Raw genomic sequence first — 19,053 nt, 5'->3', positions numbered from 1 at the left:
CATAGACGTTGGCCTATTACGTCGACTTCGATCGACTCCCAGTCGATGTAATAGGCCAACGTCTATCTAAAGCGCTCGCTCGGCGGCGTGCCGACCCCGGTTCAGCGCATCTGGTTGTAGCGGTCTGTCGCCTGGCGGCGGCGTTCGTTGCTGGCGCCCAGCACGATCAGCACGATGCCGCCGATCAGCACGCCGAGCCACGTGTTGCCGACCAGCGTCAGCGCGTGCAGCGAGGCGATCACCGTGACCGCCGCCCCGATCGCCACCGGTGCCTGCTGCTGCCGCTGCGAGCCGATGATCAGTGTCACGATCGCCGCGACCAGCAGCCCCACCTCCCGGATCGGGTTGGTGTCGGTCACCAGCACCACGACGACCGTCGGCCCGAACGCCGCGACCAGCGCCGGCCCGTACGCCGCCCAGCTGCCCAGCTGCGGGCGCTGGCGCAGTTCCAGCAGCCCGACGCCGAGCGCCAGCAGCGCGAACGGCAGTGTGTACGCCTCCGGCAGCGCCACCGAGGCGGTCCGCATGATCAGCCACCAGGCGGCGATCTCGCTGATCGCGGCCGCCCAGAACAGGATGCGCCGCTGCAACGGCGGCCGCCCGGCCCGGGTCGCCGCGATGCCGAGCACCGCACCCCAGCCGACCAGCAGCGCCGCCGCGTGGGTGGTGGACCGGGCGGCCAGGGCCAACCCGATCAGCCCGGCGGCGTACCCGGCCCACTCGACCGCGCTGGCCTCGCGCAGCGCCTCGGGGCGCTGGAAGCGCGGGTGCAGCGCGGTGCCGACGATGAGGACCGCGCCGACGGCGAGGACGCCGAACGCCGACCACTCCGGCCGCGCCCCGATGTGCAGGCTGACCGTGAGCACGAACAGCTCGGCGGCCAGGGCGCCGCCGAGCCAGCCGAGGATGCGCGCGGGCTGCGACCGGCCGCCCAGCGCGGCGGCGGCACCGACGGCGACGGCGCCGCCGAAGGTGAAGATGGTCAGCCCGGGGGTGGCGAGGCTGCCCGCGAGCCCGGCGCCGCCCGCGATCAGGCCGATGACCAGCACCGCGACCCGGGCGGCGCGGACGGCCCGGTCGCTGTCCTCGGTCGACGGCGGGTCGGTCAGCGCCACGCTGAGCATGCAGACGGTGAACACGGCCAGCGCCGCGAGCACTCCGGCGGGCCAGGCCAGGTCGAGGCTGACCGGGGTGATCAGCAGGGTGACGGCCGCGCCAGGCACGACCACCGAGACGGCGCGGGTCGCGCCGCCGCCGAACCCGATCGCGGCGATCGCGGCGGCGATGGTGAGCAGCAGCGCGGTCAGTGCGGCGGCCACGTCGACGGTGCTGGCCACCGGCGGGGGCGGGCCCTGCCAGATCGCGCCGAGCCGCTCGTACGGCCGGACCAGCGCCGCCTGGAGGGCCGGGGCGAGCGAGACCAGGGCGATCGCGGCGGGCGCGACCGAGGCGGCCGCGGCCATCGCCCCCGGGTACGTGGGCCAGCTGCGGGTGCGCTCCAGCAGCTGCGTGCCGGTGTCGAAGTTGATCCGCCACCGCTGCGGCCCGGTGAACTCGCCCCGGCGCCGCCACTGGCGCGGGGTGGCGGGCGCCAGCCCGAGCTGGGCGCGGGTGGTGGTGCGCAGCAGTTCGGCGAGCACGACGAGCAGCACCGCCGCGGCGGCGTACACCCCGGCGGGTTCGTCGGTGGGCAGCGCCAGCAGCGCGATCAGCGTGCTCGACACGGCCACGCCCACGGTGCACCAGCCCAGGTACGGCGCGACCAGCTTGCGTACCGCCGCGAACGCCGCGAGCCCGAGGCTGGCCCCGCCCAGCGCGGCGGTCAGCACGACGCTGGCGTCCTTGTCCGCGGTCGCCGCGAGCGCGGCCAGCGCCGCGGGCAGGGCCAGCAGCACCCCGGCCGTGCCGGTGCCGCCCATGACCTCGACGTGGCCGGGCGGCTGCGCGCCGTCGGCGGCGGCCCGCCGGGTGACCAGCACCGACATCACCACCAGTGCCGCCGACACCAGCGCGATCATGCCGAGGGCCGCGGTGGTGGTCCACGGGCGGACCAGGCTCGCGCCGAGCGCGTACAGCGCGACCGCCACGGCCACCGTCAGCCGGGTGTATCCGGCCCGGGTGTCCTGCGCGATCACGGCCGCGATGGCGTACCCGGTGGCGATGGTCAGGCCGAGCACGATCGGTGCCCACCACGGCCAGCCCAGCGCGGCGGGGGTGCCCACGGTCGCGAGCACCACCGCGACGGCGGCGGCGTGGTAGTTGCGCGGCGCGGGCAGCACCACGGCGGCGGCGACCGCGAGCACCAGCAGCGCCACCGGCCCCTGCCAGCCGAAGCCCTGGGCGCCGACCGGGGCGAGGTCGGCCGACCACAGCTGTCCGGGCCGGGCCAGCGCCTGCATGCCGCCCGACAGCGCCGGATACCCGGCGACGACGACGAGCACGGCACCGGCCACGCCGGTGCCCGCGGACGGCCCGCGGCGCAGCTCCTCCGGCAGCGACCGGACGGCCATGGCCACCACCAGCACGATCGCCGCGGCGAGCACCAGCCATGCCTGCGGCACCACCTGGTACGCGATGCGGCCCAGCGATCCGATCAGCCCGACCGTGACGGCCCCCGCCGCGATGTCGGCGCCGTCGAGGACGCGGTCGGCCCGGCGGCCCGAGTCGATCGACGGGGCGAGCGCGAGCAGGATCGCGGCGAACAGCAGCAGCGCCCCGACGGCCGCGTCGAGCGTGGTCGCCCCGGCGGCGACGAACCCCGCGCCCGCGACCAGCAGCGTGCCCAGCCCGGCCCCGGCGGCCAGCGGGGTACGGATCCGGCGCTGCGCGACCAGCCGCGCGGCGACCAAACCCAGCGTGACCGCGCAGGCGAGCTGCGCACAGGCCAGCGCGGCGGCCTGCCCGGCCGCCGGGAACAGCGTCAGCACCCCGACGCCGACGGCACCGGGCGCGCTGAACGCGGCGATCCCGGCGGCGGCGTCGCCGAGCACGGCCGCCTCCGGCGGGGCGACCACGACCCGCGGCAGCATCGCGAGCAGCGCGCCCGCGACGGTGAACGCCGCCAGCACTCCGGCGGTCGACGACTGCGCCGCCAGCGCCACGCTGAGCGCCGCCGCGACCAGCACGACCGCCGCGATCAGGTACGCCCGCGCCGATCGGGGCGTGCTCGCGCCCCACGGCACGCTGTCGGGGGTGTCGGGTCCGGTGGTGGCCCGGATCAGCACCACGGCGCCGGCGCCGATGCCGACCGCGAGCACCGCCACGGCCGCGCCGACCAGCAGCCACTGGCTGACCGCCCAGCTCAGCCCGAACGATGCGGGGGCCGACAGCGCGGCCAGCGCCGCCGCCGCCACGGCCGCCTCCCGCCGGTACGCCGTGGGCAGCGCCAGCGCGGCGGCGACGGCCAGCAGCGCCGCCGTGGCCGCCAGGGACCAGCCCGGAGAACCGGCCTGGCGCACCACGGCGGCGGTGAACGCGGCGGTGTCGGCGTGCCAGAGTGGGCGGGCCGCGATGGGCAGGGCCAGCGCGGCCCGCAGCGCGGCGCCGACGGTGAACAGCGCGAGCACGCCGAGCGCCACGGTCGCGGCCAGCTGCGGCCCGCGCCGGATCGAGGCGGGCACCGCGCGTACGGCCAGGCCGGTGAGCGCGACCACGGCGGCGATCACGACGAAGGCTCGGCCCGGCAGCGTCACCACGGCGACCCGGGCCGCCGACCCGATGACGGCCAGCACCATCGCGGCCGCCGCGATCTCGCTCAGCGGCCGGCGGCGCACCATCAGGGCGCCGAGCAGCCCGATCGCGGCGGCGGCCAGCAGCGACAGCCCCGCCAGCAGCACCGTCGGCACCGCGTGCGCGGTGAGCAGGGCGGCGACGCCGTAGACCAGCGCGCCGCCGACGGCCAGCCCGTGCAGCACCCAGATCAGCTCGCGCAGCCGGTATGCCGACCAGCCGATCGGGTTGCGCTCGGGCACCTTGGACAGCTCGACCGCGCGGGCCATGACCGCGTTCTGGGCGGCGACCCCGGTCAGCACCACGGCCCAGCCCGCCGGGCCCTTGATCATGTCGAAGGCCAGCAGCGGCAGCACGGGCTGCGCCGCGAGCACCACCACGTACCGGGGGGTGGTCAGCCGGGTCAGCCGGTGGTATCCGAACGCGATCGCGGCCGTCGCCCCGAACACCAGCCCGGCGACCAGCGGCCCGGCCTCGCCCCGGTTGACCACCTGCACCAGCAGGTAGCCGTCGATGGGCAGCAGGCCCAGGCCGACCGCGGCCAGCGACTCGGCGGTGGAGGTGAGCCGGGCGCGTACGAGCTGCGGCGCGATGCCCAGCAGCACCAGCGTGGCCAGGCCCAGCACCGCCAGGCGCAGCTGCGGGGCGACGTTGCTCAGCGCGACGACGGCGAAGACGACGGCCGCGATGCCCAGTAGCAGCGACCCGAGCACCAGCAGCACGTTCTGGACCTCGCGCGGCGAGGCCTCCGGCGGCGGCCCGGCCGGTTCGCCCAGCGGCGCCACCCGGGGCCGACTCGTCCCGCCCGGCGGCGGTCCCGCAGGCCCACGTCCGGCCGCGGCGACCGGCTGCCGGGGCACCGTCGGCGCCTCCGGGTCGGGGGCCTGGGCGCCCGGCCCGGCACCGGCCGGCACGGTCGCCGGTTCCGCCGGTGCGGCGGCAGGCTCGGAAGTGGCGCCCGAACCCGGGCGCAGGTTCCAGCGCCGCGGCTTCGGCGCGGCCTTGCGCTGCCGCTCGGCCTCCTCGGCCATCAGCACCTCGCGCTGGTGGACGGCGGCCTGCATCTGGCTGGAGAGCTTCTTGCGCTCGCTGGACAGCCGCACGTCCTCGGCGTTCATGTCCGCGATGGCCTTGGACAGCCGGGTCAGCTCGTCGCCGAGCTGCTCAGGGGTGTTGCCGCAGTGCGGGCAGCGCTGCGACGGATCACGCATACGGCCGCACATCGAGCATTCGCTGTTGGCAGCCACGGCAACCTCCGACTCGCCCCCTGGTCACCAACCGGCGACGCGGAGTATGGATCGCTACCCCCGCAGCATGCCGAATCCCCCCACCCCTTGAAAACCCCCATTCCACGCACGACCCCCCACCGACCCCACCCGCCACTTTTCGGTTGATCATGAACTTAAGGTCGGGTTGGACGGTGTGTCACCACCCTGGGACCGTGATCAACAAGCGCAAACCCGGCAGCCGGGCGGGGGCGGGGCGGGCCGGGGGGCGGTTGGGTGGGCGGATGCGGCGAGGCCCGCCTCGCCGGGTGGCGGGACGGGCCTCGTCGGTGAGACGGGTATCGGTCAGACCGTCGGGCGGCCCAGGGCGCGCACGGTCCAGCCGGCCGACTTCCACGCGTTGGCGTCGAGGCAGTTGCGGCCGTCGATGATGAGCTTGCTCGCGGCGACCTCGCCCAGCGCCACCGCGTCGGCGTTGCGGAACTCGGCCCACTCCGTCAGCACGCAGACCAGGTCGGCCTCGGTGACCGCCTCGACCATCGACTTCTCGTACGCCACGTCCGGCAGCGCGCGCTTGGCGTTCTCCATACCCTGCGGGTCGTAGACGCGGACGTCGGCGCCCGCGCGGGCCAGCATGCCGGCGACGGCGAGCGCGGGCGCGTCGCGTACGTCGTCGGAGTTGGGCTTGAAGGTCGCGCCGAGCACGGCGATCCGGGCGCCGGACAGGTCCGGGCCGGCCGGGCCGAAACGGCGGTTGAGCAGGCCCGCGGCCAGGTTCAGCACGCGCTGGCGGCGGCGCAGGTTGATCAGGTCGACCTCGTGCAGGAACCGCAGCGCCTCACCGGCGCCCAGCTCCTGCGCGCGGGCCTGGAACGCGCGGATGTCCTTGGGCAGGCAGCCGCCGCCGAAGCCGACGCCCGACTGGAGGAAGCGGTTGCCGATGCGCGGGTCGTAGCCCAGCGCGCGGGCCAGCTGCGTGATGTCGCCGCCCGCGACCTCGCACACCTCGGCCATGGCGTTGATGAAGGAGATCTTGGTGGCCAGGAAGGAGTTCGCGGCGACCTTGACCAGCTCGGCGGTGGCGAAGTCGGTGGCCACGACCGGCACCTCGCGGTCCTCGACCGCGGCCAGGTCGAAGACGCCCTTGTGCGCGGCGTGCAGCAGCGAGTTGGCCCAGTCGGTCTTGGTGGCCACGACGATGCGGTTCGGGCGCATGACGTCGTCGACGGCGAAGCCCTCCTGCAGGAACTCGGGGCTCCACGCGACCTCGACGGCCAGCTCGGCGCGGGCGTGCTTGGCGACCAGCGTCTCGACCCACTCGGCGGTGCCGACCGGCACGGTCGACTTGCCCACGATCAGGGCCTTGCGGGTGAGGTGCTGCGCGAGGTTGCTCACGGACGCCTCGACGTACTGCAGGTCGGCGCCGAGGCCGTTGGCGCGCTGCGGGGTGCCGACGCAGATGAAGTGGACGTCACCGAAGTCGGCGGTCTCCTGGTACGACGTCGAGAAGCGCAGGCGGCCGGCGGCCAGGTTGCGGCGCAGCATCTCGTCGAGTCCGGGCTCGTGGAACGGGACCTCGCCGCGGCTCAGCTTCTCGATCTTGTTCACGTCGACGTCGAAGCCGATGACCTCGTAGCCCAGCTCCGCATAGCAGATGGCGTAGGTCGCTCCCAGGTAGCCGGTGCCGAGGAACGTCAGGCGAGGGCGGGGGGCGCCCGACGGCGGGGTGACCGGGGCCGGGCTCGCGTACGGGAGAGTCACGCGTTTTCTCCTAGATTCTGCTGTGGCGCCGCATTCAGCTGAGGAGCGCCGTAAGGGGCCGGTGGTGGAGCAGATGCAGAGCCTACGCCCTGTACTGATGCCAAGGAAAGTTTACCGGAGCTGCTGGACCGCGCATTCTTATCGAGCGTTAAGCTACTCGCCGGTACGAGTTTCATGCGTGGGAGGAAGCCGGAGATGTTCGACCTCTACCAGCTCTCGGACGAGCACGTCGCCATCCGCGAGGCCGTCCGTGACGTATGCGACGCCAAGGTCGCCCCCAATGCCGCCCAAGCCGACGAGACCGGAGAGTTCCCGCAGGCCAGCTACGACGCGCTACGGGCCTCGGACTTCCACGCTCCACACATCCCCGAGGAGTACGGCGGCGCCGGCGCCGACGCGCTCGCGACCGCGATCGTCATCGAGGAGGTCGCCCGCGCCTGCGCCTCCAGCTCGCTCATCCCCGCCGTCAACAAGCTGGGCACCATGCCCCTGCTGCTGTCGGCCTCCGACGAGCTCAAGCGCCGCTACCTGCCGAAGGTCGCGGCGGGCGAGGGCATGTTCTCGTACTGCCTGAGCGAGCCCGAGGCCGGCAGCGACGCCGCCGCCATGACCACTCGGGCGATCTATGACAATGGTCACTATGTGCTCAACGGCGTCAAGCGGTGGATCACCAACGCCGGGGTGAGCGAGTTCTACACCGTCTTCGCGGTCACCGAGCCCGGCATCGGCGCCAAGGGCATCTCCGCGTTCGTCGTCGAGAAGAGCGACCCCGGCGTCAGCTTCGGCGCCCCCGAGCGCAAGCTCGGCATCAAGGGCTCGCCCACCCGCGAGGTCTACCTCGACCAGGTGCGCATCCCCGCCGACCGCATGATCGGCGAGCCCGGCACCGGCTTCGCCACCGCCATGCGCACCCTCGACCACACCCGGGTCACCATCGCCGCCCAGGCCGTCGGCATCGCCCAGGGCGCGCTCGACGCCTCACTGGCGTACGTCAAGGAGCGCAAGCAGTTCGGCAAGCCGATCGCCGACTTCCAGGGCGTGCAGTTCATGCTCGCCGACATGGGCATGCGGCTGACCGCCGCCCGCGAGCTGACCTACGCGGCGGCGGCCCGGTCCGAGCGCGGCGACGCCGACCTCACCTACTTCGGCGCGGCCGCCAAGTGCTTCGCCTCCGACGTGGCGATGGCGATCACCACGGACGCGGTGCAGCTGCTCGGCGGGTACGGCTACACCAAGGACTTCCCGCTGGAGCGCATGATGCGCGACGCCAAGATCACCCAGATCTACGAGGGCACGAACCAGGTGCAGCGGATCGTGATGGCGAGGCAGCTGCTCAAGGGCGTGATCTAGCAACTTCATGCAGGTGGGAGCCATGATTTGCGGGAGTTTGATCTTTCGGTTGATGTCTGCTGATCATGGCTAGTTTCGACTGTCATCCTGGGGAAATCCTGGGCCCTAAGCTAAGCAATGCAAGTTAATCGATTTTGGCCTTGAATGGGGAGCGGGCTCGCATGTCCGGCACGGGCCGTTATGGCTCGAGTTGGAGGGCGTGAAGGCCGGACCGGGTGAAGGCCAGTCCGCAAGAGACCGCCCAGCAGTCCTGGGCGGCTCGCAGACGGGCGGCCAAGTGCGAAGTGGCCCGAAGGACTTGGCTCCCGCCCGGACCATGGGCTGTCCGGGGCTGGCCAAGTTGGGCCCCTGTTCGGGTGGAGCCGCCCATGTATCGTGAACTGCTCTCTGCTTGTCGATGACCTGCGGTGTCGGAGGGGCTTAGTAGGCTGAGTCGTGCTCCTTCAGGGCACCTGATCGTCACAAGGACGGGGATATGCGTTTTGTCGCGGGTCGGTACGCCGAGATCGCGAACACTCGGCGAGTGGGCGGTCAAGCTGAGGTCTTCCAGGCGGCAGACTTGCATCAGGGAGGCCGGACCGTAGCGGTCAAGCTCGTGCCCGCTACGGCCGACGAGATCAATCGCATCTATTTCGAGCGCGAGACGTCGGCGCTGCGCAAGCTTGATCATCCGAACGTCGCAGCGTTACTTGACAGCGGCACCGACGATGCACTGGGCGTCTACTTCGTGGTCCTGGAATGGGTTCCGGACACGATCAAGGAGTGGATGCGGACAGAAGACGAGCCTCCGAGCTGGGACGACGTAGCAGAAGTGATTGCCCTCCCTCTGGCGTCGGCGCTGGCCCACTCTCACTCGCTGTCTGTCCTTCACCGGGACATCAAGCCAAGCAATGTGCTGTGGGACGGCAAGAAGCCGCTGCTGGCCGACTTCGCCCTGAGTAAGATCAAAGACCAGGTAGCGGGCGCTGGCGACCTCTCCGTGCTCGGGGTTCCAAGCGGCCCGTGGGCGCCTCCGGATCTAGCATCGCGTGGATCCACGCGTTTCGACGTCTACGGGCTGGCTGCCACTCTCCTGCAGTGCATAACGGATTTCGAGATCCATGACTACCCGGATCTTGTCCGGGCTTTGGTAAGACCAAATGTGCCGGACAAGGCAATAGCGGACTTGCTGAGGCGAGCACTCGACCCGGATCCGGCCAAGCGCCCTGCGGACGGTCAAGTCTTTCACCTGGAACTACAGGCGATACAGGCAGCGCGGAGCAGCAAGTGGCACAGGCAGAAGACCTTCGCCTTCGAGCTGTCCGGTACCGCTCGGAAAACGCTTGAGGCCACTGGTGACGGTCGCGCCGCAGAATCGGTCATCGCCACCCGTCTTGGGACCGCTACCTTCGTCATGCCCCGTCGGAAATTACTGCCCGACGGCACGGCGGAACTGACCGCTGACGAGTTCCGGCTGGTCGGCGACCAGGTAGAAATGGCTATCGTCTTCACAGGCCCATACCGGATGCTGTGTAAGTGGGCCGAGCTGAAGGAGTTCGACGAGCTTGAGCGCTGGCGGCAGCACGAGGACGCCATCATGCTCGATGCGCGGGACTACGCCTGGACCGCGGGCTCGCCGATCAACCCTCAGCAATCAGCACAGGCCGCCACAGAACTGCGCGCCATCCTGGAGAAGGGTGTCCAGGACGCCAGTGACAGGTTCAGCGACCGTTTCAAACAAGCCCGGCTCAACAGCTGGTCAACGCTGATCGATGCGAAGGAACAACTGGAACGTCGTCTCGAAGAGCCCATCCGGTACGTGAAGATCAACCGGTCTGGCGCAGAGTTCGAACTAGAAACACCAACACCTTTGAGCAGTGCGCACCTGGATCAGGACCGGCTGGCGCGCCCACTCGAAGATACGAACCGTCGCGGTACAGCAGTGACGATCGTCGAGGTTGAGGGCACCGACTTCGTCGTGCGAGCGGAGAACGCCGGTCCTGACCTGCCTGCCGAAGGTGTCCTGGTTCGGGACCGCACAGCCACGCAGACCTCCATCCGCCGGCAGAAGAACGCCCTGGCGGCGCTACGAGAGGGAAGCGCAGCCCGGCCGCATCTTCGCGATCTCGTCCTTGATCCGTCGGTTGCCAGAGCGCCCGAGCCGGTGGCGTTCACGCCCCTGACGCCAGATATGGATGAGGACAAGAAGATCGCCGTCGCCAAGGCGCTGGGCGCGCCGGATATCTTCCTGGTGGAAGGGCCGCCGGGAACGGGGAAGACCTCGTTCATCTGCGAGCTGATCCGCCAGTATCTGAAGGCGCGGCCTGGTGACAAGGTGCTCCTCGTCAGTCAGATGCATGTAGCTATCGACAACGCGGTGACCCGCCTGCACCGATCCGGGGTTGGCTCGGTTGTCAGGCTGTCGAGCCGAGATGATCGCGTCGACTCCGAGGCCGCGCCATTGTTGCTCGCGAACAAGATCGCCGCTTGGGCGGACGAGATCAGGGAACGTGCCCGCAGCGGCATGGCCGTGCTTGCCGAACGCGAAGGCCTGAACGTCGAGCATCTATCGCTGGCGATCCGGGCGGAGGAAGCCCTCGCCACGCTTCGGCGACAGACGGAAGCCGCCGACGCCCTGGGGCCACTCGACGAAGGCGATCGGCTCGACAACGAGGATCTGGCGGAGGAACGCGCCGAACTCCTCGCGGACTACCTGCGGGCCGTGGATCGCGCCGACTCTGCCGTACGGCACGTCAAGGTACTTGCTCATGAGCTAGGCATTACGTTGGCGGCGGATCTCGGAGAGTCGGAACTCCAGCAACTCGTCGATGCGAGTCTTACCATGCCTGGGGCCGAGATGCGCGTTCGGCAACTGGTAGAAACGCAGGGTGACTGGCTGGCCAGCCTCAACGATCCGCGCAGCGCCGAACCAATGTTCCTGCCGACGCAGAGTGTGGTCGCGGGCACCTGCATGGGGTTCCTGACCAACGCCCATATCCAGGAAATGCAGTTTGATCTGTGCATCATCGATGAGGCATCGCGGGCCACCGCACCGGAACTCCTGGTACCGATGACGCGCTCAAAGCGATGGGTCATGGTCGGCGACACCAAGCAGTTGCCACCCATGGTCGAGGAGATCTTCGAGTATAAGGATCTTGTCGAGACCTTTGAACTCGACAAGGTGTTCCTGACATCGTCGCTTTTCAGCACACTTTTGGGCGAGGCGCCGCAGGAGTGCAGAACCAGCCTCGTGACGCAGCACCGTATGGCTGAGCCGATCGGCGAACTGATCTCACAGACGTTCTACGAAGGCGCGCTCATCCACGAGCCCGTCACTATGCTGCGGGCGGACACGATCGACGACGAGGACAGGCTGGTCTGGTTCTCCACCAGCCGGCGCAGCGGTCGGCATGAGGAACCGCGGCGCCAAGGCCGCTCAAGCTCGAACAAGCTAGAGGTCGATCACGTCGTCGCCCTGGTATCCAGGATCGACGCTGACAGGATAGCCGGCCGCCTGGCCCGTATCGACGGCAACCCGCTGGAAGTGCTGATACTTAGCGGTTACGAGCGGCAACGCACCGAGATCACCCGAGCGCTTCGACGGCTCCGCCTTAGCCATATGTCGGTTCAGGTCAAAACAGTCGATGCCGTGCAGGGCCGGGAAGCCGACGTCGTGATCTTCTCAGTCACCAGAAGTAACCTCGCGGGAGACCTAGGCTTCCTTGCCGACCAGCACGGGACGGGGCGGGTCAACGTCGCCCTGTCGCGTGCCCGCGAGATCCTATGGATCGTCGGTGACTCCGAGTTCTGCAGTAGTAAGGAAGGTCCCCTGAAGCGAGCGGTGACCCACATCAGCGCCAGCGCAACGGGGAGGGTGGTATACCTGTGACCCGGGACATCTTCGCCCAGGCCGCCAGGCGGCACGCACACGCATTGCCCGGCCACATCCTTCTGGCCGCCGTGCCTTGCGCGGTTCCGTCATCGGTACTCACCGTCGACGTCCTCGTCGAACGGGCAGAGAACCTGGAATCGGCTCAAAAGTACGCTCTACGCGCACTGCTCTACGGCATCGACACCGTCGAAGACCTGCAACTGTTCCTCGGTCTGGACCTCGGCGACACCGCTCGCGCCCTCGCGGGCCTGCTCAACGCCGAGTACATCGACTACCGCGCGGTGGCCGAGGGTGACATCAGGCGACTACAGCTACTTCCTGCCGGCCGGGAGGCTGCGCGTGACGCGCAGGTGCGCCGCCCGAAGGCCACGACGTATCAGATTGTGTACGACCGGCTGACCGAGAAGGTCACGACGTGGCATAAGAACGCTCTGCGCCGCGCCTCCCAGGCACGCGTCGATGGGCGGATCGTGTTGCCGCCTGCCACCAGCAGGCATGTGGAAGTCGCCGATCTCAGCATCTCCGCGGTGTCGTCAACGCTTGACCACCGAACCCGTGATGGGGTTGGCATCCTGGGTATCAGCGGTGTCACCGAAAATCGCAACTTCCATCATGACGGAATATTGCTGATCTTCAAAGACCTCGAATCGGATGCCCTCCGGCTCGGAGTCGAGATCGACGGCGGCTGGAGCGAGGCCCACGTAGCTGCACTCGAAACCATCGGCGCAGTGGACCGCCTCGGCCTCTCCACGGGACCTGCGCAAGCGCCGTACGAGCCGATCGAGCACAGCGGCGAACGGCTCAGTAAAGATCAAGTCGTGGCGCTCCAGACGGTCGGCGGCGACGTGGCCGAGCAAGACGCGAGCGACGCCCTGGAGCAGGCCGCGATCCGCTGGCTGGGCATCTACGAACACCCTCAACAGCTCGAGGACGCGCTCGCGAACACGCAGCACCGGCTACTGATAGTCACCCCGGCGATCCGGCAGGCGGTGGTGAACGCCGCCTGGATAAGGCAAGTCCAGGACCTCGCCCGGACGGCAGACGTCACGATCGTCTGGGGATCCGGCGACAACAGCGAAACCGATCAGTCGTGCCTAGAAGCCCTGAATGAGGCCGCCCGCAGATCCGGGCGCCTGGGCATCATCAAGGTCAACGATATCCGGGCAAAGGTTCTGGTCTCCGACGACACCTACATCAAGACCAGCTTCAACTGGCTGTCCTTTCGCGGTGACGGTTCCCGCAAGTTCCTCCAAGACGAAGGCGACCTGGTCCGGGAGAGGACCCTTGCCGATGCGGCTTACGACAAATTCATGAGGGAGAACTGCGGTCTCGCGACCGAGGTGGTTGGGAGCCTCCCGGCCAGGTTCCTCGGTCTGATCTCCACCGAGGTTCCGTGGCAGATCGCCGAGCCAACGATGGTAGCCAGACCCGCCACGCAGGCTGCTCGCCCGCCGAAGCGCCCAGCGGAGCCCAAGGGCGTTAGGCGGGAGGATGCGCTCTCCGCACTATCCGCCGGACAGGTTCTTGAAGGGCGCGTGAAGACCCTGACGACCTTCGGTGCGTTTGTCGAGGTGGGCGGTGTGGACGGCCTTGTGCACATTTCCGAGCTGGCCGAGCGCCGTGTGGGGCACCCCTCGGAGATCGTCAGCATCGGTGACAAGGTGACGGTGAAAGTCCTATCTGTGGACCTCCAACGCAAGCGCCTATCCCTATCGCTGAAGGCAGCGAGATGATCAAGCGTCAATGAAACGTTAGTCATATCTGCCGCGAACAGGTAGTCGACGTACATGCCGCGCTGGGCGGACTCGGTTTCGTCGGAATCGAATACCGCGATCATGGCAGGGTCACCAGCACTACATTTCGGTCGCTATACATGGCGGTCACCCGCCAGCAAGCCGGTCTCGCTGGGACGGCAGATCTGCGAGGACCTGAATTTCGGCGTCGAGCGCTCAGTCGTCAAACGCTTGAGTCGTCCGTAAACAGTGTCTCCAGAAGGGGGCGCGGTGTGGTGGGCAGCTTAAGCCTCGGGGACTGTTCGCGCCATGCGTTGGCGATCTGCTCCGCGTACCACGCCATGCGTCGGGAGTGCGCATCGAGGTGTCCGGACTCCTCGGCATCGCGTCTTGCAAGGCGATAGCGATGTTCGCAGCCATCGATGCCATGACGTGCAAGCTGATCTTGGACGGCGCGTCGTACCTCCGCCGGGGTCGGGTCGTTGTCAAGATCCGCACCGAACAGGATGTGGGAGAGCGTTCGCGGTTCAAGTTCGACCGTAAGTGTTACCCGCATAAGTGCGATACTGTCTGAAATCCGACTTATCTGGCAAATGCCACGCTGCTGTTTTCCACCTGGCTGGAACTTTCCCTAGGAGTGCGGGCGCGGTCGATTTACCCGGCGCCGGGCGTTGTCGGTGCCGCTCCGTAAACTCATGTATGGAGTGGACCCGGGCTCGGGTCCGATCGGAGAGAAGCTCGGGTTGACCTGGGCTAATAGCTGTGAAAGCCGTTGGTGTGCGTGTGCTGATATCCGCCTGCCCCACTTGCTTGCGGGCGACCCGGGCCGCTGGCCCGTGAACGAGACGCTTCGTGACGCTCTCCGTGCGTCAGCGCCCGTGTACGAGATACCAGAAGACGATCTTGTTGGTGAGGTTCTGGTACCCGCCATGGCGGCGTCGGAAGAGGTGCGAATCGGCGCCGGATTCTTCACCTCTCACTGCTTTGCGCAGATTGCCCCGGGTCTCGCGTCGTTCCTGCGCAGCTCCGACAGCGCTCTTCATCTGTTAATCAGCCCGGCGATCGATGCGGCCGATCGGGACGCCATGGAGCGCGGGCTGAAGACTGCCGAGGTGGTCATTCAGGAGGCTGCGGACAAGTTGCTGGAGGATGCCCATCTGTCGGATCGGGCGCTGGTACATCACACTCTTGACTGTTTGGCATACCTCGTCGCGTCTCGGCGCTTGCGGGTCAGGTTCGCGCTGATGAAGGTCGGCCAGTACCACAAGAAGCAGTGGCTGCTGCGTTCCGGTGACGACTGGGCGGTAGTCCACGGATCCGGCAACGCGACCACTCGCGGGCTCCTCGTGAACGGGGAGCAGATGACCGTCGACCGTGCGTGGAGCGACGGGCCTGTTGCCAAGGCGCGCGTCGAGAAGCTGATCGCTGGCTGGGATCGTGACTGGCACAATCGCAGCGCGCATCTGCTGACGATCGAACTGGCCGAAGGGCTTCGCCTTACTGCAGGCGTGTCCGGGGCGCCGCAGATGCCCACGGTCGATGACTTCTGGCGAGCATGGCACGCCGACCATGTCCGTGGCCTTGAGCCGCCTTTGCCGCCGGGCCTGGAGGTGGCAGCGCCCCGGCTGCTGGCCATACCGGAGGGCGTTGAATGGCGGACGGGGCGCTTCGCGCATCAAGGGCTGGCCGTAGACAGCTTCCGGGAGGCTGGTTCAAGGGGCATCCTTGCGATCGCTACAGGTGGGGGCAAGACGCAGACAGCCATGATTACTGCGGTCTTGGAGCAGGACCGCCACCGAGGCCCGATGTTCGTATTGATCATCGTGCCCGGTGCGCCGCTGATGCGTCAGTGGGCCGAAGTCGTTTCGATATTCGGGGTAGACCCGTTCCTGCCCAGCGAACTTGCCAGCGCGAAGCGGCAGGCGCGGCTGCAGGAGATTCGGGCAGGTTTTGCCGGCGACGTACAGCGCACTGTGGTGGCGGTCTGTACCCAGAAGCTCTTCGTCGGTGACGCCACGTTCAGAGAGTTCATCGAACAGCTGCCTGAGCGGGTCCTGACCATGCTCGTTGGCGATGAGGTCCACAACCTAGGTTCGAGAGGATTCCTGGAGAGGCAGCCTGACCGGTTCGAGGTCAGGCTGGGCCTGTCGGCCACCCCTCAGCGGCAGTACGACCCAACGGGCAGCACGACGCTGTTTGAGTTCTTCGGCGACCAGGTCTTCGAGTTCGGAATTCAAGACGCCATCAGGGCCGGATGCCTAACCCCCTACAACTACTACCTGCACGAGGTGCCTCTGGCCGAGCATGAGATGGCGGCCTATGTCGATCTCACCCGTCAGCTGCAGCGTAAGGGCTTCCTCCGTGCCGACGACGGACAGGAGTCGGGCGTTGACGCCCAGGTCGAGCACCTGCTGCGTAAGCGTCGGGCGATCCTGGAACACGCAGAGGCGAAGCTTCCCAAGTTGCGCAGCCTCCTTGCCGGCACCGGCGCTCGCAATATCAGCAGAACGCTGATCTACGCCTCGGCGAAGCCGTCAACGCTGGGGGGCGGCCGACAGATCGACGATGTTAATGCGATGCTGCGATCACTGAGTGTCCGGTTTCATGAGTTCACCAGCGAAGAGACGTCACAGCGCGGTTCTCAGCGATATCTAGAGGCGTTCGGAAACGGCGACTACCAGGTACTTACGGCGATGAAGGTGCTCGACGAGGGCATCGACATTCCACAAACCGACACCGCCTACCTGCTGGCCTCGAGCACGGTTCGGCGAGAGTGGGTGCAGCGCCGCGGCCGGATCCTGCGGCGCGCGGCTGGCAAGGACCTCGCTCACCTGCATGACTTCTTCGTGGTTCCGCCGGAACCAGGAACGAGAGAAGGCCGCTCGCTGCTACTCGGCGAGTTGGCGCGGGTGCGCGAGTTCGCCGGGACCGCCGATAATGAGTACGACCCTGACGGCCCCCGCGTATTGATCAATAACCTTGAACGGATGCTCTAGGGCGAAAGGAACAGATGTCAGCCACCACACCCCGAATCCTGGAAGTGGCACGCCAGGAGGTGGTATCCCTCGACGACCGCTGTACCGGCTATCACGGCGAGCTGGTCATGGCCTTGGACACGCTGATCCGAGAGCAGCCCACGTCCGATCCTCGCCAGCGTCAAGACCACATCGCAAGGTTGGTCGAGACGATCGGATCTAGGGTGATCCAGCTCAGCGGGAGGGCCTGATGCGCCTACTGGGCGTCCATGTGCGCAACTTCAAGCTTCTGCGAGACGTCAAGATCGAGTTCTCGGTCGACCGGAACCGTCCGCTCACCGTGGTGCGTGCTGAGAACGGTTCTGGGAAGACCTCATTTCACTATGCGCTGCTCTGGGGTCTCTATGGCGCCGAGCGGCTCAAGGTCATCTCTGGTGTCGATCGCCTTCGTTTGACATCGACGGCTCTAGAGCCGGGCACGTCCGTCGATGTCGATGTCGAGATCACATTCGAGGTGACTGACCAGAACAATGACACAGCGACTTACACCCTGCGCCGCAGCGTGCGCGAGACTCCAGGGCACGGAGAGGTCAGCCGGGGACGGGAGACGTTGACGCTGTGGCGGCATGAAAGCGCCGGTGATAAGCAGGTTGCCTCGCCTGAGGCATGGGTGGAGCGTTTGTTGCCCAACCGGCTAGCAGACGTCTTCTTCACCAATGGCGACGATGTGCAGAAGTTCATCACAGGCAAGGTGGACACGCATGAGCGCCAGGAGAAGGTGCATCGCGCCATCAAGAACCTGCTAGGCATCAGCATGCTGGCCGACGCCGTGTCCGACATCAAAGCAGTACAGCAGCAGTTCGAGCGCAAGGTCGCGCGGCTGGCGGGGTCGAAGGTCGAAAACCTCATCAGCCAGCGTGACGACCTTCAGCTGGCGGTCGGGCGGCTGAGCGCGGACCTTGAGAAGACCGTTGCCAGGCGACGGGTCATGGAACACGACAAGGAGACCAAGCAGCGAGAGCTCAACGCGATCCGAGGCATTGGCGATCTCGACTCGATCAACATGGAGATCGGCAACCTCGAGCGTGATATCGAGGGACTGAGAACGCGCAAGGACAAATGTCTACGCAAGATGCGCGAACTTTACGCCGGCGAGCCGCTGTCTTGGGCGCTGGGAGCAGATCTGTTGAGCCGCGGCATGGCTCGGCTGGAAGGGTTGGCAGAGAAGAACATCATCCCCAGTACGGCGGTGCAGGTCCTTGCCGACCGGCTGGAGATGGGCGTCTGCATCTGCGGGCAATCGCTAGAGGAGGGCTCAGACCTTCGGTCGCACGTCGCCGAGCTGTTGAGTAGGCAGCGTGAGCAGTCCGAGATCATCGACCATCTTTCCCAGCTGCGGTACCAGAGTAAGGCGCTTCGGGATCTGACGCCTGACGGCGAGGCGTACCGTGCGGCCAGACTTGAGCTGCTCGAGGAATACTCCGCCATTACCGCAGACCATCGGACCAAGGCGGTCTCACTCAACCTCGCCCTCGACAGACGTAAGCTCATCGACCACGAACGGGTGCGTTTGCTGGCAGAGGATCTCGCTGACCTGGAGAAGAAGCTCAACGAAGCTCTCGCTCACAAGATCCACCTTGAGAACCAGATCACCAACGAGAAGCGCGCCCTTGATGACAAGCAGCAACAGGTCGACAAGGCCCAGCGCGAGGCTGACGTCGGCCGCGATCAAGTCTTGAAGAAGAGCGTCAGCGAAGACCTGCTAACACTGGCCACGGCCGTGCAGGACCGTCTTCAGACCGACTACGTCCAGCGCGTCTCCGACCAGCTCGGCGGCATGTTCATGGGGATCGTCGGCACTGACAGCGATCCCAGCAAGAGCGTTTTCACCGACGTCTCGATCACCAGCAACTTCGACATCACCATATCGAGCCAACACGGAACGAGTCTCGACCCTGACTTCGAGGTCAACGGAGCATCGCAGCGCGCGCTCACACTGTCGTTCGTCTGGTCGCTTATGGAGGTTGCCGGCGTCGAAGCACCCCGGTTCATCGACACTCCGCTCGGCATGGTCTCCGGCGAGACCAAACGGCGCATGGTGGAGGCGATCACCCGCCCCCCTGGGGCCACGGGCACCGGTTTCCAGGTTGTGCTGCTGCTGACGCGCTCCGAGATGGCGGGAGTCGAAGACCTCATCACGGCACGGGCCGGGGCCTACTCGACGCTCTCCTGCAGCCACCACTACCCGACAGAGATCGTTAACCCCTGGCCCGTCGAAGGCCCGGTCTCGGTCGTCTGTGATTGCTCCCACCTGCAGCAGTGCCGCGTGTGCGCTCGAAAGCAGGACAACGAGTTGGGCTTGAGCTATGTCGAGCGACAGTGAGTGAGTACGTGCGATGATCTCGAAT

The 19,053-nt window shown here is 67.5% G+C and carries 7 protein-coding genes and 1 pseudogene; 5 read left to right on the top strand and 3 right to left on the bottom strand.

Features of this window, described 5'->3' with window-relative positions:
* Window positions 1-101 precede the first annotated feature (101 nt).
* On the bottom strand, window positions 102-4,940 hold the full coding sequence (locus Cs7R123_RS16170) for an SCO7613 C-terminal domain-containing membrane protein (RefSeq protein WP_244871856.1): 4,839 nt from the start codon (window positions 4,938-4,940) through the stop codon (window positions 102-104).
* Window positions 4,941-5,300: 360 nt separating this feature from the next.
* Window positions 5,301-6,653: a UDP-glucose/GDP-mannose dehydrogenase family protein gene (locus tag Cs7R123_RS16165; RefSeq protein WP_212829205.1), complete on the bottom strand. Its 1,353-nt coding sequence runs from the start codon at window positions 6,651-6,653 to the stop codon at window positions 5,301-5,303.
* A gap of 237 nt (window positions 6,654-6,890) precedes the next feature.
* On the opposite strand from Cs7R123_RS16165, the gene Cs7R123_RS16160 reads away from it, so the two are divergent.
* From Cs7R123_RS16160 to Cs7R123_RS40215, 3 genes are all read left to right on the top strand, one after another.
* On the top strand, window positions 6,891-8,066 hold the full coding sequence (locus Cs7R123_RS16160) for an acyl-CoA dehydrogenase family protein (RefSeq protein WP_374706954.1): 1,176 nt from the start codon (window positions 6,891-6,893) through the stop codon (window positions 8,064-8,066).
* Window positions 8,067-8,541: 475 nt separating this feature from the next.
* Complete coding sequence (locus Cs7R123_RS16155; RefSeq protein ID WP_212827443.1) at window positions 8,542-11,934, top strand: serine/threonine-protein kinase; 3,393 nt, start codon at window positions 8,542-8,544, stop codon at window positions 11,932-11,934.
* Complete coding sequence (locus Cs7R123_RS40215; protein ID WP_244871855.1) at window positions 11,931-13,670, top strand: S1 RNA-binding domain-containing protein; 1,740 nt, start codon at window positions 11,931-11,933, stop codon at window positions 13,668-13,670. Before Cs7R123_RS16155 ends, Cs7R123_RS40215 begins: the two co-directional genes overlap by 4 nt.
* An 11-nt stretch (window positions 13,671-13,681) precedes the next feature.
* Here the strand turns inward: Cs7R123_RS40215 and Cs7R123_RS41105 are convergent.
* A pseudogene (locus tag Cs7R123_RS41105) lies at window positions 13,682-13,774 on the bottom strand (MrcB family domain-containing protein); the annotation flags it as partial.
* 774 nt (window positions 13,775-14,548) lie between these two features.
* On the opposite strand from Cs7R123_RS41105, the gene Cs7R123_RS16140 reads away from it, so the two are divergent.
* Window positions 14,549-16,666, top strand: a complete 2,118-nt coding sequence (locus tag Cs7R123_RS16140; RefSeq protein ID WP_212827442.1) for a DEAD/DEAH box helicase family protein — start codon at window positions 14,549-14,551, stop codon at window positions 16,664-16,666.
* 229 nt (window positions 16,667-16,895) lie between these two features.
* Window positions 16,896-19,028 carry an AAA family ATPase gene (locus Cs7R123_RS16135; protein WP_212827440.1) on the top strand — a complete coding sequence of 711 codons (2,133 nt, stop codon included), beginning with the start codon at window positions 16,896-16,898 and terminating at the stop codon, window positions 19,026-19,028.
* Window positions 19,029-19,053: the final 25 nt, after the last annotated feature.

Origin of the sequence: Catellatospora sp. TT07R-123 (assembly GCF_018327705.1) — a bacterium.
In the GTDB taxonomy this organism is placed as follows: Bacteria; Actinomycetota; Actinomycetes; order Mycobacteriales; family Micromonosporaceae; genus Catellatospora.
Note: the sequence above shows the minus strand (reverse complement) of the source record. Positions and strands in the feature narration are given on the sequence as shown.